22 protein-coding genes are annotated in these 21,036 nt (G+C 66.0%); 5 read left to right on the plus strand and 17 right to left on the minus strand.

Translation table 11 applies throughout. The annotated features are described in order from the left end of the window. Window positions 1-102: 102 nt before the first annotated feature. Window positions 103-1,443, plus strand: coding sequence for a hypothetical protein (locus tag LTV02_RS11895; RefSeq protein ID WP_233041937.1), 1,341 nt, complete (start codon window positions 103-105; stop codon window positions 1,441-1,443). 58 nt (window positions 1,444-1,501) lie between these two features. Then, window positions 1,502-2,005 (plus strand): hypothetical protein, encoded by a 504-nt coding sequence (locus LTV02_RS11900; RefSeq protein ID WP_233040043.1) that lies wholly within the window; start codon window positions 1,502-1,504, stop codon window positions 2,003-2,005. A 222-nt stretch (window positions 2,006-2,227) separates the two neighbouring features. Here the strand turns inward: LTV02_RS11900 and LTV02_RS11905 are convergent, their stop codons facing one another. Next, on the minus strand, window positions 2,228-2,656 hold the full coding sequence (locus LTV02_RS11905; protein WP_233040044.1) for a hypothetical protein: 429 nt from the start codon (window positions 2,654-2,656) through the stop codon (window positions 2,228-2,230). Window positions 2,657-3,847: 1,191 nt separating this feature from the next. Between LTV02_RS11905 and LTV02_RS11910 the strand changes: the two genes are divergently transcribed. Next, entirely contained in the window at window positions 3,848-4,237 is a 390-nt protein-coding gene (locus tag LTV02_RS11910) for a hypothetical protein (RefSeq protein ID WP_233040045.1), read from the plus strand. A gap of 220 nt (window positions 4,238-4,457) precedes the next feature. Here the strand turns inward: LTV02_RS11910 and LTV02_RS11915 are convergent, their stop codons facing one another. The 3 genes from LTV02_RS11915 to LTV02_RS11925 form a co-directional block, all read right to left on the minus strand. Beyond that, window positions 4,458-5,342 (minus strand): hypothetical protein, encoded by an 885-nt coding sequence (locus tag LTV02_RS11915; protein WP_233040046.1) that lies wholly within the window; start codon window positions 5,340-5,342, stop codon window positions 4,458-4,460. A 103-nt stretch (window positions 5,343-5,445) separates the two neighbouring features. Beyond that, window positions 5,446-5,769 carry a hypothetical protein gene (locus LTV02_RS11920; RefSeq protein WP_233040047.1) on the minus strand — a complete coding sequence of 108 codons (324 nt, stop codon included), beginning with the start codon at window positions 5,767-5,769 and terminating at the stop codon, window positions 5,446-5,448. 394 nt (window positions 5,770-6,163) lie between these two features. Further along, the gene (locus LTV02_RS11925; protein ID WP_233040048.1) at window positions 6,164-7,033 is read right to left on the minus strand and encodes an AraC family transcriptional regulator; all 870 of its coding nucleotides are present in this window, start codon (window positions 7,031-7,033) and stop codon (window positions 6,164-6,166) included. A 44-nt stretch (window positions 7,034-7,077) separates the two neighbouring features. On the opposite strand from LTV02_RS11925, the gene LTV02_RS11930 reads away from it, so the two are divergent. Then, entirely contained in the window at window positions 7,078-7,647 is a 570-nt protein-coding gene (locus LTV02_RS11930) for an NAD(P)H-binding protein (protein ID WP_233040049.1), read from the plus strand. 253 nt (window positions 7,648-7,900) lie between these two features. Here LTV02_RS11930 and LTV02_RS11935 read toward each other — a convergent pair whose 3' ends face one another. Both LTV02_RS11935 and LTV02_RS11940 read right to left on the minus strand, forming a co-directional pair. Continuing rightward, window positions 7,901-8,329 carry a hypothetical protein gene (locus LTV02_RS11935; RefSeq protein WP_233040050.1) on the minus strand — a complete coding sequence of 143 codons (429 nt, stop codon included), beginning with the start codon at window positions 8,327-8,329 and terminating at the stop codon, window positions 7,901-7,903. A gap of 312 nt (window positions 8,330-8,641) precedes the next feature. After that, window positions 8,642-9,232: a hypothetical protein gene (locus LTV02_RS11940; protein ID WP_233040051.1), complete on the minus strand. Its 591-nt coding sequence runs from the start codon at window positions 9,230-9,232 to the stop codon at window positions 8,642-8,644. 343 nt (window positions 9,233-9,575) lie between these two features. Between LTV02_RS11940 and LTV02_RS11945 the strand changes: the two genes are divergently transcribed. Beyond that, entirely contained in the window at window positions 9,576-10,370 is a 795-nt protein-coding gene (locus LTV02_RS11945) for a PIG-L deacetylase family protein (RefSeq protein ID WP_233040052.1), read from the plus strand. A gap of 209 nt (window positions 10,371-10,579) precedes the next feature. Here LTV02_RS11945 and LTV02_RS11950 read toward each other — a convergent pair whose 3' ends face one another. From LTV02_RS11950 to LTV02_RS12000, 11 genes are all read right to left on the minus strand, one after another. Continuing rightward, the gene (locus tag LTV02_RS11950) at window positions 10,580-10,795 is read right to left on the minus strand and encodes a hypothetical protein (RefSeq protein ID WP_157762846.1); all 216 of its coding nucleotides are present in this window, start codon (window positions 10,793-10,795) and stop codon (window positions 10,580-10,582) included. 78 nt (window positions 10,796-10,873) lie between these two features. After that, window positions 10,874-12,109, minus strand: a complete 1,236-nt coding sequence (locus LTV02_RS11955; RefSeq protein ID WP_233040053.1) for a DUF3558 domain-containing protein — start codon at window positions 12,107-12,109, stop codon at window positions 10,874-10,876. A 160-nt stretch (window positions 12,110-12,269) separates the two neighbouring features. Beyond that, window positions 12,270-12,941 carry a DUF6461 domain-containing protein gene (locus LTV02_RS11960; protein ID WP_233040054.1) on the minus strand — a complete coding sequence of 224 codons (672 nt, stop codon included), beginning with the start codon at window positions 12,939-12,941 and terminating at the stop codon, window positions 12,270-12,272. Between the two features lie 662 nt (window positions 12,942-13,603). Next, entirely contained in the window at window positions 13,604-14,110 is a 507-nt protein-coding gene (locus LTV02_RS11965) for a hypothetical protein (protein ID WP_233040055.1), read from the minus strand. Between the two features lie 365 nt (window positions 14,111-14,475). Next, window positions 14,476-16,029, minus strand: coding sequence for an aldehyde dehydrogenase family protein (locus LTV02_RS11970; protein ID WP_233040056.1), 1,554 nt, complete (start codon window positions 16,027-16,029; stop codon window positions 14,476-14,478). Window positions 16,030-16,075: 46 nt separating this feature from the next. Continuing rightward, window positions 16,076-17,089 carry an NADP-dependent oxidoreductase gene (locus LTV02_RS11975; protein ID WP_233040057.1) on the minus strand — a complete coding sequence of 338 codons (1,014 nt, stop codon included), beginning with the start codon at window positions 17,087-17,089 and terminating at the stop codon, window positions 16,076-16,078. A gap of 63 nt (window positions 17,090-17,152) precedes the next feature. After that, window positions 17,153-18,607: a carotenoid oxygenase family protein gene (locus tag LTV02_RS11980; RefSeq protein WP_233040058.1), complete on the minus strand. Its 1,455-nt coding sequence runs from the start codon at window positions 18,605-18,607 to the stop codon at window positions 17,153-17,155. Between the two features lie 10 nt (window positions 18,608-18,617). Further along, window positions 18,618-18,842 carry a lipoyl domain-containing protein gene (locus tag LTV02_RS11985; protein ID WP_233040059.1) on the minus strand — a complete coding sequence of 75 codons (225 nt, stop codon included), beginning with the start codon at window positions 18,840-18,842 and terminating at the stop codon, window positions 18,618-18,620. Between the two features lie 59 nt (window positions 18,843-18,901). Then, window positions 18,902-19,093, minus strand: coding sequence for a ferredoxin (locus LTV02_RS11990; protein WP_067721310.1), 192 nt, complete (start codon window positions 19,091-19,093; stop codon window positions 18,902-18,904). Window positions 19,094-19,110: 17 nt separating this feature from the next. Further along, entirely contained in the window at window positions 19,111-20,262 is a 1,152-nt protein-coding gene (locus LTV02_RS11995) for a thiolase family protein (protein WP_233040060.1), read from the minus strand. Next, window positions 20,262-21,035 carry an OB-fold domain-containing protein gene (locus LTV02_RS12000; protein ID WP_233040061.1) on the minus strand — a complete coding sequence of 258 codons (774 nt, stop codon included), beginning with the start codon at window positions 21,033-21,035 and terminating at the stop codon, window positions 20,262-20,264. Before LTV02_RS12000 ends, LTV02_RS11995 begins: the two co-directional genes overlap by 1 nt. Window position 21,036: the final 1 nt, after the last annotated feature.

A 21,036-nucleotide genomic window follows, 5' to 3' on the forward strand; every position in this document is an offset into this window, starting at 1 on the left:
GTCCATCACCGGCCGCGAGTTATGTTTGCAGGATGATTGCCGACTGTCGTACGGTCGGCGCAGCGTAAAGCTCCACCACCGCCGATCCGACGGAGGCTCCGCGTGCGTGCAGATCGGTTCACCGACCCGGAGACGCGCACTCGGCGCGCCGAAAGCCTTCCGGGACAAGCACTCCGGATCGCGACCGTCTTCACCGCCGCCGCCACCGCCGGCCTGGCCAGCGCGATGCCCATCAGCGCCGGCTGGTTCGCTTCCGCGCCGCGCCAAGTCGACCTGATGATTCGCAGCGTCCCGCTGGCCATGGCGGCCGGAGCGATCGTCGCCGTCGTGGTGGCGGCCACGGTGGCCAGTGTCAACTCCCGCCGCGCCGCCTGGCTCGCCATCACCGTGGCCCTGCTCGGAATTCTGATCAACCACACCGGCCTGCCCTGGCTGGACATCGACTCCATCACCACCTGGAACTACATCGATTCCCTGTGGGCGGGCACGATTCTCGGCAGCCTGCCGGTGGTGATCTGGAACGAACCGCCCGCGGTGGGCGCCTACCTGTTCGGCTGCGTGGGCTCCCGACTGCTCGGCGATCTCACCCAATCCGCGGCGGTCACCGGCCCCGTCAACGTCATCGAACGCCTGATCGGCGGAGCGCCCCCGATCTGGCTCATCGCGATCGCACTGACCCTCCTTCTCGCCTACCTGCTGCTGTGCGAACCATTGACCCCCACCCCGCCCGCACCGCCCATGTACTTCTATTCGCAGGTAGTCGCCGGCCTGATCGCCGTGGTCACGATCAGCACCGTCTCCACCTGGATGGCCCACCGAGGCGAAAGCCCCCTCGTCATCGCGGCCGGAATCGCACTGGTCATCGCCGCCGCCCTCACCGCCGCCCTGATCCTGCCCGACCGCGACGGCATCCTCCTCCTGCTCATCATCGCCCTCACCACCTCCTGCAGCGCCGTGGTCACCGTCCCCCGCCCCGAATGGACCGACCCCGCAGTCCTGGCCCTCGCCGCCATCGGCCTGTTCACCTCACTACGAAGCCCCAAGCCCTGGATAGCAATTGCGGCAACCGCCACCCTCGCCGCCGCCGCAACCCTGGTAGCACTCGTCGGCGGCGGAGGCGGCACCGCCATCGCCGGCGTCCTAGCAGTCGGTTTCATCAGCGGCTACACCATCGGCGCCGCCGTCCCCCCACGCGCCACCAGCGCCGTCGTAGCCATCGCCATCCTCTTCGTCCCCGCCATCTCGGTAGGCCTCCGCGGCCGCTCCTTCGGCCGAGTCAGCTACTCCCCCTACTGGTATCGCCTCCCCTCCATCCCCACCCAACCCGCCCCCGGCGTCGCCGCCCTCCTCATCACGGCAGGCTGCGCCCTCGGCATCCTGCTACTCACCCGCCGCCCCATCACCCCGCAAACACCCACCCACCACACCGACACCCTGATGTGAGTTTCGGCCCTTCTGCACCGAAGCGCTCTACGCAGCGCGAGGCTGTCAGGATCAGTACATGGAAGTCACCGCGCAATGGGTCCGCACCTGGTGGACCAAACAGTCCCGCAGCGGCGCCGCCGCGACGCGACGCAACCAACTTCCGGTGGCCTTCCCACTCCCCGAAATTGCCGCGCCCTTGACCCACGAAGTCGTTATGCGGGAATGGCATTACGACTTCGAGCCGGAATCGTCGATCCTGTACGCCCTGCCCGACCGGAGCGAGGTGGCGATCAAGGAAGAGGGTTCGACACTGCGGGTCATGCCGGCCAGCGCACAGCCGAAAGGCGTCATCCGGCGACGCCCGCCCGCGGTCCGGATACGAGAAGGCGAATGGCTGCGTTGGCAAATCACCTACCGTCACGCCAGCTTGCTCGGCCGCGGTCCCTGGTACTACCGATTGGACACCCTCAACGTCGCCTACGGCCCGGTGACAGCAAATGTCTTCCTAGGAACACCGAGCCGCTTCGTCGATGAGCGCGCCCAACTGACCACCTATCACAGGCAGCGCAGCGCCAGATGACTCCAGCACAGAAGGGGCGCCATCCGATGCGGACGATGCTCTAGCCGCAGGTCGTGCAATGCCTGGCGTTCACGAACATGGACACCAGGATGCGTTGCGGCGGACCAGGTTTCGATCCGCACAGGCCGAGGCCCGGAACGGTGCATCGGCAGCCCGCTCAGACGACGCGAATCAAGTCACAGCGCTTACTGTTTCGCCGATACGGGGACACCGACTCGTCGGTCAGTGAGGCCGTTTGAACCAGGCGCCCGCTTCAGATCGAGCGAGCAGGATGATGATCGCGAGGTTGGGGGCGAGATTGAGGAGGCCACCCACACGGCTCAGGACGAGGAGAAGTCCGAGGCTCGCGAAGATGATGGACGCCACGCGCAGGCCATTGCCGTTGACGGTGTAGCCGAACGCCAGGATGGCCAGGAAGTAGGCCGGGAGAAAGACTCCCACCAGCGCACCGCACAGTTCGTAATTGCCGGTGACGCCCGCGACGACCGGCAAGGCAATGCCCAGCAGTCCGTAGAGCCACGAGATGATTCGCGCGGCACGGACCGAGCCGGGCATTTGGGTGGGGTGGGCAGGCGGATCGCCGCCCGCGCCATGCGGAAATGGTTCATAGGCTCGATCGCCCGGCGTGGCGGCGTTGTTGCCGAGATCCACTGCTCTTCCCTGTCTCTCCCGTTCCGGCTGCTCACTCGCCGGATACTCCGGGAACAGTACAGCGAGCAGAGCCATCACGGCCGACCGGACGCACCTGCTCACGACGCGCCGGGCGGCGGCCTGGAACGTCACCCTCGAGGCGGTGAACGCTGCCATGTGTGGCTCGAGCTGAGGGCGGCATCGGTGGCCGCGACCGCGATCGATCGGCCGAATTCCGCGCGCATGTTGGGAACGTGCACAGCCGTTGCCTGCCCCGGAACTTCGTCGTGGCCGGGTGCCGTTATCAACGCCAACTGGGGAGCCAGAGCTGGTTGTGCCAGGTGCTGGCCGTGATCGGTGTGCCGGTCCACAGCCAGATGCGCTGATCGACTCTGCCAGTGCGGAGTATCGGAAGATCAACGAGCAGTGTCGATTCGGGGGTGGCCGAACGTACTGCACTGCCGAATGCATGGTGATCGTCCGCCGTCTCGAGCCGCGTTTCCAAGGTCTGCTTGACGTGCAGAACATCCACTACTGCCGCGACGCGCGCGATTCGACCGGAGGATCCGACAGAACGCGCGAGGTCGAATCCGCGGGGTTCTGCGGTTGATCGTCAATGATTGCCAGTCATGAGTGACCTCGGCCAGCAGTGGACTCAACCCAAGGTCTGCGATCAATGTCCACACCCCATCTCCGAACACACGGTGTGGAAACCAGACGAGCAGTGCGCCGGCTGGATGCATTGCCGTGCGGCGGACTGCTCATGCTGGCACGACTGGCCGCGACTCACCCGCGCCTGATCGAGGCAGAGGCTGACTACATACGACGGTAGTGAGCGCTCATGCCGCGTCCCGGGCGTTCGGAACCGGCGGCGGGCTCGGCCGACGAGTGCACGCAAATGCAGGCTGCTTGTGTTGAAGCCTCGCCCGTAGAGGGTCGGAAGTGGCCGAACTCGAAGAGAACGATGAGGGTTTGAGCTGAAAAGCTTCTGCGCTGCTTTCATCAGCCTTCGGAGTCGGTACGGTCGACGATCGTGCAGTTGTCGCCAGTTGGATGGCTGCGGCGTTGCGCGGCAATGGCATTCGAACAAAGGATCAGCACTTGAAGCTCCGCAGGGGTGGGCGCATCGCCATCGCGGTACTCGCCGTAACTACCGCACTAGGCCTGTCAGCATGCGGGAGTGGCGACAAGGCGGCAGCCTCCAAACCTCCAATGACCTCGACATCGAAAGGCATTGCTGCCCAAACCTATCCACCAACTCCGACCACAGCAGACCTGAACAACGCGATGCAGCGAGTGCTGGATCCGAGCGTTCCCGACTCCGAGAAGCTGGATCTGATGCAGGGCATGCAGGCCGATCCGGGCCTGCCCTCGCGAATCATCGAGGCCTACAAGCAGAACAACGCCTCCATCACCGTCACCGGCGTCACCGATCTGGGCAACGGCACCCTCACCGCTGAAGCACAAGCCGCGATCAACGGCGGCGCCGCGCAGCAAGCCGTCGTGCCCTTCATCGCCGAGGACGGCAAATGGAAAGTTCAGAAGGAATGGATCTGCAACATCCTGTCGCTCGGCAATCAGACCTCGCCAGCATGTAGTTGATTCCGAGACACCCTTACATCTCGCTGGTCGCGCCGACCGAACCGGTCAGCGAGGAGGGGTGATAGTCGGCGGCCGAAGCCGATCTGGCACCGGCCCCAACGTACCAACATGCCGCATGGCGCGCTGGCCAAACCAGCCACCGCCGATGGGCGAAGCCCAACGGGCCGAGCCGATTTGGCGTCGGCCGAACGCACCAGACTGCCGAATGCAGTGCCTCTATTCACCAGTACGGGGGTTTCAGCGCGATGATCTCTTTGTCGGTCAGTCCGTTGGTGTCAACAATCTGGTCTGGGTGAACAAGTCCGACCGCAGCTCGTAGGGCGTGGAACTGGTCGTCGGTCACCGTCCACGGGCTGTCCCCGAGGCGAACGATGGTGCCACCGCTGCGCGGTTCGATGGAGGTGACAGCATTCTCGGGAAGCAGCGTGCTGTCGAGCGGTGTGTGGGTCTCGATCAGGTTCAGCCATCCGACGCTGGTCATCGCGAAGTGGCTGATCGTCTCCTGATCGATCTTCCGGTAGGTCGTAAATTTGCCCAGTCGTTGCGATACAGCGGTCGCGATCTGGTCCGCCTGTTTGGTCACGTAGTAGAAGGATGTCGGTTCGAACCAGCGCAGAACCGCGTCGAAGAGCGCTAATCCCACTGCTCCGGTTGTCGCGCGGGTGGTGAGTCCCGCTTGGGCGAGTATCGGTTTGGGGCGGATATCGAAGGACAGTTGGGTCAGCGTTCCGTCCTTCGATGGGACCGGATACGCGGGCATGGTGAGGACCGGCGTCGCCGCAATCGATGCGCCGTAGGGGGTACTGACGACGAAGTGGATGAAGCTCGCGGACGGAATGTAACCCTGATCGTCGCGCGATATCCGGAACAGTTCCTCGAACCCGGCTTGGTCAGCGGGCACGATGACCCGCTCCGACTGTTTCATCAGACGGCATGACCAGGGACCAGACCAGACCGGGTCGAGCCCCGCCAGGTCGGAGATGAGCCCTTCGAATCGGCAGGCCGCAACCGCGTCAGTGTCGACACGGTCATATACGCGTGCCCACACTCGAAACACCATGTTGCCCTCGGGCGCAGGAAGTTCGAGATCTGCTGAATCGGTCACAATCGCCTCCAATGCCGCACCAACCACCACAGAACCGGGTCAAACCTCGCAAACAACCAGTAAACATCCTGTGTCATGCATGCGGCCTCAGACGGCCGGCGCTTCATTGCGCGGGTGGCGCTGGTGGGCTTCCCCACCAATGAATACCGCGGTCGTCTGATCGGAGGCTGCCCGCGACTGTTCCCAGCGGTTCACCAATATCGAAATCTGCGACGTCGCGGCCGTACCGCCGCGGATCCGGTGCTGCGGTCAACTGCGGGTCGTACATGCTCGAAAAGGTGTTGCTACGAGGGTCGTAGGTCGAGCACCGCAACCCGATCAGGCCATCGAAATACGGGGATCGATAGACGACTGCGAAGGTCCATTCGTCTTCGACCCAGGCGTCCTCGACAGCGATGCGCGCGGCTTCTGTGACGGTGCTGGTCATGAGGTGTCTCAGGCACGAGGAAAGAGCCTGCTCGGCCCACTGAGGAGATTCCACCGCAGTGAATTGCTCGCTGAGGCGGCGATGGGCATCAGTGAGAACTCGGGGCTGAGGCTGAAACCGATGGTTGGGCTCGGGATCCACATGATCATTGTGCTGCCTTGGCACTCGATACCCGTGCACCAGTCCTTCCGGCAATCCGAGGCGACCCACGGCGTACGCCAAACAACGCACTACGTTGCCGCGACCCGCGCTGATCGAACCGGCCAGCGCGGCGGAGAGAAGAGCAAGTAGCGAAGGCGGTCTGAGGTCGTCCGAACGTCATGCACTGCCGACGAGCGACCGTTTACCCCTCGCCCCAGGATCTTTGATGATGTTCAGGGTCCTGCAGGGTCTATCAGACCGATTCGATGGGCAGCCACAGCTCGCAGGTCGCGGTGGCGAAGTCATCGGCGCGCTCGAGGACCGCGACGATCGAGGGCCCGGGTCGCAACCGCCAGGGGTTGGCGGGGAACCATTCGGTCGCGGTCGCGGCCCATGCATCCTGCAGAGTCTGCGGGTGGGGTCCGCTGGTGTGGAAGACCGCCCACCTGCCGGCCGGTACCTCGATCGCGTCGAGGTCACCCGGGATCGGAGTGTCCTGGGAGATAGCGACTCCGTGCAGGTAGGTCAGTTCGCTGCCCTCGGTGGCGTCGGGGTCGACGTCGTCGGAGACCTGCAACAGGCCCGCCGGTTCGGTGTCGCCGAGGGCCTTCAACCGGGCATGTTCCTCCAGCGGTAGCGCGGTGATATGCCGCTGAATGTGCGGGTTGACGCCCCGGTGGATGAGTGGGACCCGGGCTGAGTGTCCGATGAGCCGGAAAGCGGGACGGTCGACGATGCGGGTGTCCATGGGGATGCTCCCTTCGACGGTCAGGCGGAACCTGAGCTGTGGTTGTGTGCGAAGAGGGCCTCCGTCGCGGCGGACGTCGCTTGGGCGGGCGCCGTGAACTGCTCGGAACGCCCGCCCGAAAGCCTCGGTCGAGCCGTATCCGTGCCGGACGGCGATGCTCAGCAGATCTTCCTGGTCCCGGACGACGTCACCGGCGGCGATCGTCATGCGGCGTCGGCGTACATATTCCGACAGCGGCATACCGGCCAACGACGAGAACATCCGGCGCAGGTGGTATTCGGTGGTGCCGAGTGTCCTGGCGGCTGCGTGGACGTCGAACTCTTCGGTGAGGTGTTCCTCGACCAGAGCCACAAGCCGGTTGAGTGCCGAGATCATGAGGCCTCCCTTCGACATCAACTCTGGTGGAAGGCACCCCTACCGTGCCCGACTATTCCGATCCGATCCGATCATCTGATCACGCGCGTCGGCTGGCGCGCGCTCATGCCGCGACCCGGGCGACCCCGAGGCTGACCAAGATCGTCGCGGACGTGTTCCACACCGGCGAGATCGACTCGGCGCTCGAAGGCAGTGGACTGGTGCTGTCCGGACTGGGCGTGCCCAAAGGGACGAAGCCGGGCGTCCTGACCGCGGGCGCCCGGTCAGCGGTGGCGTCGGGCGCCCGCGTCATTTGGCTGGGCGCGTACGGCACCGGCCCCTCGGCCGCGGTGGCAAGCACGCTCAACCGGCTGGTCCTCAAAGGACTCGGTGCGGAGGTCGCCGACAAGGTCGAGTCGGACGCCATCGTCACCGAAGCCGGCGGGACGGTCTTCCACGCCGGCCCCCTGTCGAACAAACCGATCAGCCCGGACCGGCGCGCCGTCGGGCTCGATGCCTCCCCCAGGAGCATCTTCCGAATCATGGTGAGCCGCAACACCGTTGCCGCCGCGATGCTCGACGAAGCGGAGAACCCGCGGTTCCCGGGCCGGATCGCTGTTCCACTCACGCGCTGACCCTAAGGCCCATGGGCGGCGCGCCCGCAGGTCGCTCACGCCGCGCGCGGCAGCGGATTGTTCTGGGGGCACCAAGAACTCGAAGCACGAACTCGAGAACCCGGGTTCTCCGCAGTTCGGGCGTACCGTCCGTCCGCTCCTGCCGCCTATCGCGCGGTCCCGAACGCGCTTTGGCGACCAGAGCCCGGCTGACTGCCTGAGCCGCCGCCGTGGCGAATCCACGCCCGCGCCACCGGACGCGCGCCGGGCGAGATCAGAGACCGCAGGGCGTGCCGGCCGCATCCAAGGCAGCGGTGAGGGTGGGATCCCCCATCACCCTGTAGAAGTCGTCGAGGTTCGTCGCGGTCTCGAGCCGACTCAGCTGTGCCACAGCAGTATTGAGCCCGTCCTTCACCGCACCCGGGTCTGCGGCATCCGCTACGACGCGCAGGTCCGCGGCTGTCTCGAGATAGATCTGTCGCAGTTCGGAGAACGAGCCCGGACCGCCGAGTGCTGCGAGCCGGTCGTTCAAATCGGTCCAGGCCTCGTTGAAGGCGGCACAGGTCGTTTTGTCGTCGACCGCTCGCGCTGCACCGGCAACCACGGTGAGGCCACACGTGACGACCATCAGCGCCGATACGATAAAAGCTGCTCGTCGCACCACATTCCCCTTCTGCCCGAGGCGATCTCCGGCATCGGACATCTTCTCAGCACGGCGAACTGATGTGCGACGACGGGGTCCTGGCCCGCGCCGTGCAGGCATCAGCGGAAGGCCGTTTCGAGGTTGAGACTTACCAACGCTGTTGTGCCACCAGATCGAAATCCGAAGCGACGAGTGTCCTGGCCCGAAGTCACAGTCGACTTGTCCCGCTTCACGCCGCTCGGCTCTGATCGGAGGCAGGTGTCCGTCGGCAAACATCCGCCTCGGCCGCTGATCCCTCGATTCAGGACGCTGCGGCATCCGCTGAGTTCGTCGATGCATGTCTCGTCGACGGCTACCGGTATGGGGCCTGGTTTAGTGGGTGGTATCCAGCACCGGCTCGACCGATTGCAGCAGGCCCCAATCGAAGAGTGCCCGGTAGGAGCGCCTGTGCCCAGATTCTGGGTCGGCAGCCTCGAATTCGTATCGGTGCCCGGTTGAGCCGAGGTCGATGTCTTCGACGAACGGGCCCAGTTCGGAGTTCAGAAACTCCTCCTGTGTGCACGACCATGGAGTCAGGTCCGTGACGGAATCCAATTGCGGCACCGGAACTCCTGGCTTTCGCAGCAGTCGATGAAGGAGATGACGAGGACCCACCGCCCTGAACTCGAACTGCGTGCCGGGCCAGAACGTTAGATCCCACCGAGCCGATCGGACTTCTCTTTCGCCGTAGAGCTCGATGTGCTCCGAATCCGGTGTCCCCCAAGCAGTTGCATATTCGGAGAGTGTCGTGAAGTTGTTCGTAGCGTCACCGAACCACCACCGTGTCTCGGCGATCGCCGTGTCGGCATGCGTCGCGCCGACACGCTCGAGCAATTCCGCGGCCTGCGCTGGGGCACTCCGACACATCGAGTGAAGCATCGACAACTGAAAGTCGTACAGCGTTGTCACAGGTTCGCCGGCCATCTTGCCCTCCCGTTGCCGCGATCGCAGTCGAACGTACCAGCTCGCCGATACAGGCCGTTCAAACCGATCGGTACGGGCAGAATGCACGTGCACCGCACCGCCAAGTGCCGGACCTCCTTGCAAGGCGAGTGGCCGAACTTGCGTTCGACCATGGCGACAGCCTCCGAATCGACCGGACCGAAATGTGGTTCTGGTGGCGCGTCACCGAATCGGCTGACACCCTGGGAACAACCAGTAGAGCACTCAACTGCCGCGGCCCGCAGGTTCGGGACGGCCACGGTACCCGCTGGCGAACGCACTGGTCTGTCGGCGTTCGTGAGTTCGCTGCGGTCATACTGGGACCGTGGCAACAGTTGTGGCCTTTCACGCGCACCCGGACGACGAGAGCATCCTGACCGGCGGCACGCTGGCGAAACTGGTTCAGGCCGGTCACCGGGCGGTGATCGTGGTTGCCTGCGACGGGCATCCGGGGCCGTTCGACGGCGCGGTCGCACCTCGATTGCGCGAATTGCGTGCCAGCGCTGACATTCTCGGTGTCGCCAGGGTCGAACACCTCGGTTATGCCGACAGCGGACACGGGCCGATCCTGTATCCGGATCCACCGGGACGAACCCGATTCGCGCGCGCCGATATCGGGGAGGCCGCCGAAAGGCTGGCATCGATTCTGACCGAAGAGCAGCCGGAAATCCTGCTCAGCTATGACCGCAACGGCGGATACGGTCACCGCGATCATGTCCGGGTCCATGAAGTTGGCGCCAAGGCTGGCGATCTGGCCGGTGTTGCGCGAGTGCTGGATGCGACGCTACCGCGAGAGCTGCTGCGACAGTTGACGATCCCCGCACAATGGCTCGGCTATGACGCGAGCGCCATCCGTCAGGGTTACACCGCTCGCAGCGACATCACTCACCGCATCGATGTCGGGCCCTTCACGGAGCTGCGTCTGCGCGCGCTGGCCGAGCACCGAACAGTGCTCGACAGCGCCAGCCGCTTCGCCACGATCGCACGTGCGCTGCGCCGCATCCCGAAACCATTGCAAACACGCCTGTTTCGATGGGAATGGTTCAGCGAGGAGGGACACAGTCGGCCGCCATCCGGGCCTGTCGACGACATCTTCATCCAGCCGATCACAAACCAGTAATTCCCGTACGCCGACACCAAACCGTCGGTGCCACTATGCACTGCCGAGCATCCACCACTGCCGCGACAAGGCCGTTCCGAGGCTTGACAGCTCGTAGGTTCCGGCGGCTTCAGACCGGATGCAGGGCAGCATATTTCGCGCGCCGATCCCATCCGTCAGGAATCGGGACCGCGTCCCACCGCGATGCCTCATAGGGACGGGATGCGGAGTCAGGAATCCTGGTTGGTGTTCGTCTTGATCCGGACAGCACTGCCGAAGAACTTCGCCGCGCCCAGCAAGCAAGCACCCAACACGCCCGCAGTGATGGGACTGGGCTCGACGCCCAACGCCCAGAACAACGTCCAGAACACGACGAGCGCGGCCAGCGCCCCGACGCCACTTAGGTACAGGTTGCGGCGCTTTTCAATAAGTTGATCTTCGGTCATGCAGCGCACCATAGCCGGATTCGGCTCGGGTTCGCCACCGCGTAAAATCTTGTCGCACACCTGCAGACAAGCGTCGCCCTAGGTGAGTGCACGTTCGGGCGGCAGATGAGGTGCCAGCGGCCGCGCGATCCGGAAGAGGATGTCGCACAACTGCTCTCGGGTCGTGTAGCGACGTTCCCAGCTACTCACCTCCATCTCCACCGCTCCCACCGGAGCCGCGTTGCGTTCCCCGAACGGAGTGTCGAAGACCAGGTTGCAGCTGTGTTCGGGGGAGGTCACCTGCGGCAGGCTCATCGAGCGGCGCCCGTTCACCGTGATCTGGGTGAAGGTCTCGTGGAAGCCCGGGTAGTAGTAGGCACGCAGAAATCCACTTTGACCGGCGCTGATGGTGAACAGGTAGCCGTCCTGGCTCCACATGCAGCTCTTGTGTGATTCCAGCACGCTGAAGCCCCCTGGCTGTTTGGCGGCTGGGTCGAGGCCGGCGGCGGCGAATACCTCGTCCGCGAGGGTGCAGGGATCCCACACGGTGATCGGCGCATCGGCTGCCGGAGCCGGAAGGGGCGTGGGCAGCGGCGGGAGTGTCCAGTCGAAGGTGCTGCGGGGCAGGGCTTTCGGTACCTCAGCGGCCAGTACAGTGATCAGCGATTGCGCGCTCGACCGCAGATCGGCCTGTAGGTAGCGCGAGTGGTTCACCGGAACCTTGTCTCCGCCTGTCCAATCCATTCCGGACATGCCGACATCGATTTGCAGGTTGTCGATCTTGGCGACCGCTCCGGCTCGATCAGCATCCAGGAACGCGCCCCCGACCCAGGTCAGCGCCTCATCGCCCACACCTGGAAGTGGTGTGGTCGTGTCCAATTCCGAGGCGGGCACTGCCGGTTTCACCGAGGTGCTGATCGTGCGAATGGGCCGGTCGATGGAGACGCTGATATCGATGGTGCGTGAGAGCGGGCCGGCGGCCGGAACCATGGATCCGCGCGGCATCGGGTCTTCGAACACGATCCGGCATCCGACAACACGCACATTCGCGCTCTCGACATCGGTGCGCGTCGTAATCAGGTGCCTGGAGGCGCGATACAGCTCGTCGCCGACCACTTCCCGCAGGGTGGCAGTCAATGCGGGTTCGATCTCGGCGCAGGTGGGCAGGGAGACGAACCCGGTGTAGCCGGCGTCCGAGTCGTCTCTGCCGCAGCCGGATCCGCCCGCACACACTCCGATCAGCATCAGCGAGACCACGAGCCGACCCGTCACCGTGCGCATACCCACCCCGTAGAAATTCGCGCCGGTCCCCGACGTGGCGGTTGATCTTGCCACATTCGCTGTCCGACCAGGCGAACGCATTTATCTGCCGCGCCCCGGGCGCACGGAACCGGTCGCGGTTCGGCAGCGAGTGCAAGCACTAGCCGATGTGCGAGCTTGTCTGGTTGGGCGGATAGTTCTGCGAGCTGGTGGAGCGATTCGGGTGGCCGGTCGATCACCTATATGCAACGGGTCCGACGACCATCGCGTCATCGAGGAGTTCCGGGACGAACCGCACTTGGGTGAGCTTCGCGGCCAAGGCGAAAGCTCCCGGCAGCGCCGCGAAATAATCACTGTCCCAATCACTCTCGTCCCGGTCGTACTCGTCGTCGAGATCACCCTCGTCCTCCCGCATGTCCAGCTTCATGCCCAGTTCCCGCATGAACCCTTCGAGCCGATCGGGATCGGAGCCGTATCGAAGGTGGGGGCAGTCCAATGGGTGATAGCCCGTGACGATCGTGCCGTCGATCGCGTACGCGAAGCTGTCCTCGGCGTAGTCGTGCCGAGTAATGGCCAGTACCTCACAATCACGCGACAATTCGGCCAGGACATCGTGCAGCGTGGCCATCCATCCGATCGGCTCGATGGCCACGCTCCACGCACCGACCCGCACGACACCTACGGCGCCTCCCCCGGACCCTCCGCCGGTCTCGATGCAGAACTCGCTGGCCTGCTCCATGAGCCCATCGAAGCCGGATTCCTTGCCGTGGTCCTCGCCGCGGCTGAAGCGGCGCACCACTTCCGACGGGTCGAGCCCACGAAAGAAGGCCACGGTGAAGATCTCGCCCAGCCGGCAATCACCGCCGTGCAGCCACCGGAATGGGGCCAGGAGGTCGGAAGTCGTCATAGCGTGCATGGTGGCAGGTGCTACCGACAGCTGCCGAAAGTACGGTACTGCTGCGGTCAGAAGCTGCCATTGCAGATCGACACGAAACCTCCACAAGTTGCCCTGAAGTCGCAGCCCTTCGAACCACTAGGCTTCTGCTGACAGCAAGGGGGCGGGGTGCGTCGACTATCCGCGATGGTGTGGCGGCTGTTGTTGGCTGGGGCGGTTGGTTGCTTGATCCTGCTGAGTGCAGGCTGGGCGCTCACACGCAGCGTGCACCTACCGGTCGCATCCAGCTGGGATTGGGATGGAAGCGTTCATTTCGTCGTGGGTTCCGGGCCTGACGATGCCATTGGAACCGGGGGTTCGTTCTTGCCTGCGGGCGACGTCCTGCTGACGAGCGTGCCGGAGGAAACCCCGCGCCGGGCACTCGTGGACTCGAGTAGCACCATCACGACCATGCTGGATTCGGGTGCGATACCAGGCTTGCGAATCGGTGATCGAGTGGTGTGCGGTCTCCACGTCGACGGGTCCGGCGGGGGCCCGGGGGTTGGAGGGCCAAGCTGGACCGTCACGAACTGCCGGCGCTCGTAGTCTCTGCGGTTCAAGCTGAGTGCAGACACAGGCTCGCCTAGCCGTGCCATCTCATGAGGTTGGTGCCGCCGGCCGAGTCGGCAGCTCACCTAGTCCTCGCGGTAGTCGCTTTCCTCGCGCCCGTCTCGGGTGGTGACGGTGACCAGTGGCCGTTCACCGGGCTGGGCCCGGATCAACGCCAGGACCAAACCGTCGTTTCCGATCTCCGGATAACACGATTCGAGCGTCGTCAGGACGCGCACGGACACCACGTCCAATGCCGCCGTTCCGGTGACCGCGTGCCACACGAACTCATGGTTGATGCTCGAGCGCATATCGCTCGACTGTTGCGCCAACGGCATGGTGGGAAAGTTGGTCACCCGTCGCTCCGGGGTCGGGATCACTCCGCCGATGATCAGACCCGGTGAGAGCCACTGCTCACCCTTGCGCAGAATGACGGTGACGTACTGCCCGTCGTCGGTGCGAACGTTCACCGCCGCAGCACCGTCGTCCTCCCGGACGACCGAGTCCACCACGCGGGCGCTCTCGTCGTGCTCGGACACGGCCGCGAGCGCGACCGCGAGGGCCGGATGCATCGAACGACTACCTTCGTCCATGGGGGCCAGCATCGCAAACGACCAGCCGCGTCCCGCTACACACCTATCGGCTCGGCGATACCGCGATCGCCAGCTGCGCGCCGCGCATAGTAGATCCCGAGCAGTTAGCCCTTGAGATCGACTTCATGGAACCAACGTCATGAGACACCACACCTAGCCGTGTCCCGTCAACGGGCAAGCAAGGTCGTCATGGAGCTACAAGACTGGATTTGCTGTGGCCCGAATGGAATTCGAGGATTACTTCGATCGAGGTGGGTGAACTGGCCGAGACGGCGACCAAGCCGTGCACGATGTGGTGCCAGAGCGAGGATGCGGTGAATTTCCGGAGCATGGGACCTCCTGGTAGAGCGGATATCGAGGGAGGGCTAGGTATTTCGGGTTCGCATCGGTAGTTTGCGGAGGCCGCGGGCGTCGACGGTGCGCATGAGGGTGGTCACCAGGCGGGAGCGGAGGCGTGAAGCGGGGTACCAGAGGGGTTCTCGGGACAGTTCTGGTCCGCGCGGCACTGTGATGGCTTGCTGGCGGCAGTATTTCTGGATTCCGGCTGGGCCGCCCCAGCGGGTGCCGATGCCGGAGGTTTTCCAGCCGCCCATGGGGAGGGTGAAGTTGAGCAGGTTGGCGAAGGCGTCGTTGATGTTGACGGCGCCGGCTTCGAGGCGGCGGGCTATGTGTTCGCCGTGGGCGCGGTCGCCGGTCCAGACGGCGGCGGAGAGGCCGTAGGTGGAGTCGTTGGCCAGACGGATGGCCTCGGCCTCGTCGGGGACTCGCATAACGGGGATGAGCGGTCCGAAGGTTTCCTCGGTCATGCACAGCATCGAATGGTCGACGTCGACCAGCACGGTGGGTTCGAAGAAGGCGCCGTCGGCGGCCGGGCGGCCGCCGGTGAGGATCCGGGCGCCCTTGTCGCGGGCGTCGTTCACGTGGCGGGTGACGATTGCGGTTTGCGCGGGGGTGGCCATCGCTCCGATGTCGAAGGCGAAGTCGCGGCCGTCGATGCCCTGGCGCAGCTTTTTCACCTGTGCCACAAGCCTTTCCACGAAGCGCTCGTAGACGGGCGCTTCCACGTAAACCCGTTCCACCGAGATGCAGGCTTGCCCGGAGTTGAACAGCCCGCCGTAGACGATGCCGGCGGCGGCGCGGTCGATGTCGGCGTCGGCCAGCACGATGGCGGGGTCTTTGCCGCCCAGCTCGAGGCTGTAGGGAATGAGCCGTTGACCGCAGGCGACGGCGATGGCCCGGCCGGTGCGGGTGGACCCGGTGAACTGAACGAAGTCCACCGTGTCCACCACCGCCGCACCGGTCGCGCCCGCGCCGGTCACCACCGAGAACACCGGCGGCGCACCGATTTCGGTCCATCCGCGCGCCAGTTCGACGGCGCTGAGCGGGGTCACCTCCGATGGTTTCACCAGCACCGCCGATCCGGCCAGCAGTGCGGCGAAGGCGTCGAAGCAGGGGTTGAGCAGGGGCAGGTTCCAGGGTGTCACGATGCCGACCACCGGGTGCGGGCGCAGGGTTCGCACCAGGCGTTTGGTGCGCCCGATCGGGCTGTGCGGGGTGGGGTGCGCGTCGGCCAGGAACCGTTCGGCGTGGCGGGCCCAGTATTTGGCGAGGTTGATGGCCGCGGGCGCTTCGATCGCGGCGTCGAAACGGGTCTTGCCGGTTTCGGACTGCACCACATCGGTGAGCCGATCGGCATTGTCGACCAGCCAATCTTGCAGGCGTAGTAGCCATTTCGCGCGGCCTCGTACGCCCAGGGCTTCCCATGCGGGCTGGTGGGCTCGCAATTCCCGCACCGTCGCAAAGACGACGGCGGCCGGTTGGTCGGGCACCCTTCCCACGGGGCGCCTGTCGGCGGGATTGCGCACGTCTATCACGCCGGGTGCGATGGCGGCGGTGTCCCGGGTTGCGGCGTCGGGCATGTGAACGCTCCTCGATAAGCGAAGTACGACAGTGTGATTCGAAGTTTCAGGACGGTCGCAGCCGAACCAGCGTCTTACCGGTATTGGCCCCGCGCATCATGCCGAGGAACGCCTCGAGCGCCTGCTCGATGCCTTCGGTCACGGTCTCCTCGGTGCGCAGCGTGCCCTCGGCCAGCCAGCCCGCGGCGGTGCGCAGCCATTCCGCGGACTTGCCGGTGTGATCGCCGAGCAGGTACCCGCGCAAGGTGATTCGCTTGCGGATGGCCAGGTGCAGATTGCTGGGACCGGGCGTGGGGTCGGCGTCGTTGTATCCGGAGATGGCCCCGCACAATGCCACCCGCCCGAAGGTGTTGAGCACCGACAGCGCCGCTTGCAGGTGTTCGCCGCCGACATTGTCGAAATACACGTCGATGCCGTCGGGCGCAGCGGCCCGTAACCGCTCCTCGAGCCCACCCGCCCGGTAATCGATGGCGGCGTCGTATCCGAACAACTCGCACAGGCGCGCGCATTTGCCCGGACCGCCCGCCGAGCCGATTACCCGCGCGGCTCCCAGTTTGCGGGCGATCTGTCCCGCGACCGACCCGACCGCGCCCGCCGCACCGGAGACGAACACGACGTCGCCCTCGCGCACTCCGGCGATTTCGGTCAGCCCGATGTATGCAGTCAACCCGGTCGCACCGAGCACACCCAGATAGGCCTGCGCCGGTGAGCGTTTCACGTCCACCCGCTGAACGTCGGCAGCTTCCAGGACGGCATGCTCACGCCAGCCGTCGAAGTGGATCACACTGCACCCGACCGGCAAGGCCGGTGCCCGCGAGGCGATCACCGTGCCCACCGCCGCGCCGGTCATCGCCGCGCCCAGTTCGAACGGCGGCAGATAGGACTTCCCGGCGTTCATCCGCCCGCGCATGTACGGATCGACGGAGAGCCAGTCGTTGGCGACCAGTACCTGCCCGGGCCCCGGATCGGCGAGGGTGCGTTCGACCAGGGCGAAGTCCGCGGGCTGGGGCACACCGTGCGGGCGGGCCAGCAGCCGCCATTCACGCGTGGAAATCGGCACGGCACAGTCTCTTTCGCTCGAACAAGCGCGACCCGGACGGCCGCGAGGCAGGCGGGACGCGGGTCATGGGGCACCCAGCGCCTGCCGGTACAACGGGCTGTCGACGCTGTAGTAGTTGCAGTGGAATCCGCTCGGAATCACGAACGGGATGTGCACCAGGGCCAGTGGCCCGGCGGCCAGATCGCCGGCGTCGAACACCGCGAGCTGGGTGTCGGCGGCCCCGGCGCGATGCACGAGGGTCACCGCGTAACCGTCCAGTTCGCCGGTGCCGCCGATGCGGGGCGCGAAGATGAGTTCGCCCGCCGCCGCGCCGTCGCCGAAATGGTAGAGATCCTCCGAACCGTCGGCGGTGTCCACCCGCACCACCGAGTCCATGCCGTCGGCGCGGCCGTCGGCCGAATGCAGGTTGCTGTTGGCGAAGGCGTACCGGCTGGGTGTGGTGGCGAGCCGGTCGTCAGGCCGCGGGAACTGGATGTCGCGATCGTTGAGGATCTCCTCGCGGACCACGGCGGTGGCCGCGGCGGGGTCGATGATCCAGCGGCGCAGGCTCTGCCGCGTCTCCCGGTGCGGGCGGCGGGTGCCGTCGAGGCTCGGGAACAGCGAAGTGCCCTCGGCCGCGGCGAGATCGGCGATCAGGCGGCCGTCCTGCTCCCACACATTGGCCTGATGCATCATGTGCCGGGGCGGGGCCTCGAACCAGCGCACGTCGGAAGCCCCGCCGCGGCGCGGCATGACGCCGAGCAGGGTGGGCCGGTCCGGATCCCAGGCCACCATCGGACCTCCGGAGATCGCCCGCCGGAGACTGACATCGAGCGGCGTCACCGGGAACACCACGTGGTTCGCGGTGACGAAGAAGGTGTGCAGCATGCTCTGATACGGCACCGGCACCGTTTCGGACGTGATCAGCTTCCCCTCGAAATCGATGATGTCGTAACGTAATTCGGGAGCGGTGCCCTTGCGCCGCGCCACCGAGCCGATATTGATCATCTCCCCGGTGCCGTGATCCACCGTCGGGTGCGCGCCGAAGGTGGTGGTGACGACGCCGCCGTAGTGTTCCTCACCGAGGGTGTCGAGGGTGCGCGGGTCCAGTTCCACCGGCGGCGCGCCCTCCATGAGCGCGAGCAGCTTCCCGCCGTGCAGGACGATATTGGTATTGGCGGTGTTGTAGCGGGTTCCCGCGGCCAGCGGATCGGTCGTCGCCGGATTGCCGTGCACGCCGAAAAGCCTTCTGCCCTCTTTCATTTCCAGCAGCAGCTTGCCGGTGCGCACCCACCGGTTGCGCAGCGAGACCCGGCCGTCGGCGAGGAAGAAGGCGTACACCATGCCGTCGCCGTCGAACCAGTGGTAGTCCTCGGCGGTCGGTGGATACAGCGGTTCGGCCCCGTTGCGATAGAACACGCCCGCCAGGTCGGCGGGCAGTTCGCCCTCGATGAACAGGTCGGGGGCATCGACCTCCATGCGATTGGGGCGGTGATGCCCAGTGAGGAACGGGCTTTCGCGATAGCGGCTGTAGGCCATGACGGGTTCCTCACCGCCCCGATTCCAGCAGGCCCAGCGTGGTGCCCACCGGATAGTCGCTGTCCACTTCGGCCGCGCCGTGACGCAGCACGCCGCCGGTAGGTGCGGGAATCTCGGTTTCGACCTTGTCGGTGCCGACGGTGTAGAGCGGGTCGCCCTCGGCGACGGCCGCGCCGTCGGCGACGAGCCAGCCCAGGAAGGTGCCCGCGGTCATGGACACGTCGAGTTTGGGCATTCTGATTTCCATTGGTACGCATTCGCTTTCGTCTGCCGGACCATCCGGGTCCGGACCGGCTAGGTCTCCAGGCGCAGGGCCAGGCTCGGGCAGGCCGCGACCGCTTGGCGGGCCCGGTCGAGCAGCTCGCCGGGCAATTCGTCCAGCAGCACCCGTGCCACCCCGTCGTCCTCGACGGTGAACAGCTGATCGGCGAGCGCCTCGCAGAGGCCGTGCCCGACGCACAGGTCCCGGTCCACCACTACCTTCACGACTGGCTCTTCCTCGCTCATCGGGTCAGGACGGTGCAGCCGCTCAAACCGGGCGCGCCGTAGACGTGGGACAGTGCAACCCGGGGCGCGACGGACACCTGCCGGGCCCCGGCGGTGCCGCGCAATTGCAGGACGTTCTCGTGGATTTGGCGCAGCCCGGAAGCGCCGATGGGTTCGCCGTTGGCCAGGCAGCCGCCGTCGGTGTTGACGGGCAGGCGGCCGTCGAGCGCGGTGGCTCCGCTGTCGATGAGCTCGGTCTGCTCGCCGTGCGCGCACAGCCCGGTCTCGGCCAGGTGAATGATTTCGGCGCCGGCGTCGGTGTCCTGCAACTGGGCGATATCGACCTCGCCGGGCTCGATGCCGGCGAGTTCGAAGGCGGCGCGGGCCGCGTCCACGGTGGGGCTGTCGCCGCGCCGCAGCGACAGCGACGGGCTGAGCACCTCGAACGAGCCCGGTCGCCGGGTCCGTACCGCGACTCCGGCGACGAAGACCGGGTCGGGGCGGAATCGCTTGGCGGCCTTGGCATCGCACAGGATCAGTGCGGTCGCGCCGTCGCCGGGCGAGCACAGCATGTACTGCCGCAGCGGATCCACCAGCAGGGGTGAGGCGTCGATATCGGCCACGGACAGCGGTTTGCGCCGCCAGGCCAGGGGGTTGAGCGCACCGTTGTGGAACGCTTTGGCGGCCACCTGGCTCAGCAGTCGTGGGGGCAGGTCGTGTTCGTGCAGGTAGCGCTGGATCTTCAGGGCGAAGAACTGGGCGGTCACCGCCAGGCCGGTGGTGCCGTACCAGCGGCCCAGGCCCATCTGCTCGGTGGAGATGGTGAACGCGCCGCGCGGGTGCGCGTCGAAGCCCACCACCAGGGCCAGTCGCGCCGCACCGGAGGCGATGGCGTGCACGGCCGAGACCAGCGAACTGCTGCCGGTCGCACAACCGTTGAGCACGTTGACGAAAGGCACGCCGGTGAGGCCGAGTTCGGTGACGAGGGTGTCGGCCGAGCCGCCGGAGAGGCTGCCGCCGACCGCATAGTCGAGTTCGTGCCAGGCCACCCCGGCATCGGCGAGGGCGGCCCGTACGGCGGCCACGGCTTCGGCGCGCACGGTGGTGTCCTGAAAGCGTCCGAAGGGCCGGCAGCCGACGCCGATAATGGCGACTTCGTTCGGCGCCATCACAAGTCTCCGTTCAACGGCGCAAAGGCGAAAGTGGATGCGGTCTCCCCGTTTTCGACCGGTACGCGCACAGCGACCAGCTGCATCGGCATGCCGATGCGCAGCCGCCCCGGATCGGATTCGGTCAGCAGCGATTCCACGATCAGCTCGCCGGGCAGTTCCACATAGCCGAGCCCGAACGGTTCGAAGTCCCCGGAGCGCACATGTGGCGGACTGGGTGGCGGGAACCGCTGCACGGTCCAGCTCCACAGCACCCCCCGGGTGGCGAGCCGTGACACCGTGATGTCGGCGGAGCCGCAGCGCGGGCAGCTCGGGGCGGCCGGGAAATGGTGATCGCCGCAGGCGGCGCATCGGCCACCGCGCAACCGCACCCCGTCGTCCACCGCCTCCACTACGTGCGGGTCGATCACCGGGGGCAGGGGCTCGGCCGTCACTGTGGTTCCTCTCTCGCCGGTGTGCTGCCCGCGCACACCTCTTTTGTGTACGACGACATCGCCGCGCACCGTGGCCTGACAGGCCAGCCGGACGGGTCTGCCACTGCGGGCGCGCAATTCGCGCACGGCCTGGGTCTCGCTGTCGCCGGGTTCGTCCAGATGCTCGGCGTGTTCCAGGACTTCGACGTGGCACACCAGGCAATCGCCGAGCCCGCCGCAGATGGTGGGCCAGCGATATCCCGCCGCCGTGGCGGCCGCCATGATGGATTGCCCACGGGCGGCGGGGAATTGGATACCCCGGGGCCGCACGGTCACGGTCGCCGCGTCACTCTCGCCCATG

The organism is Nocardia yamanashiensis, assembly GCF_021183565.1.
Taxonomy (GTDB): domain Bacteria; phylum Actinomycetota; class Actinomycetes; order Mycobacteriales; family Mycobacteriaceae; genus Nocardia; species Nocardia yamanashiensis.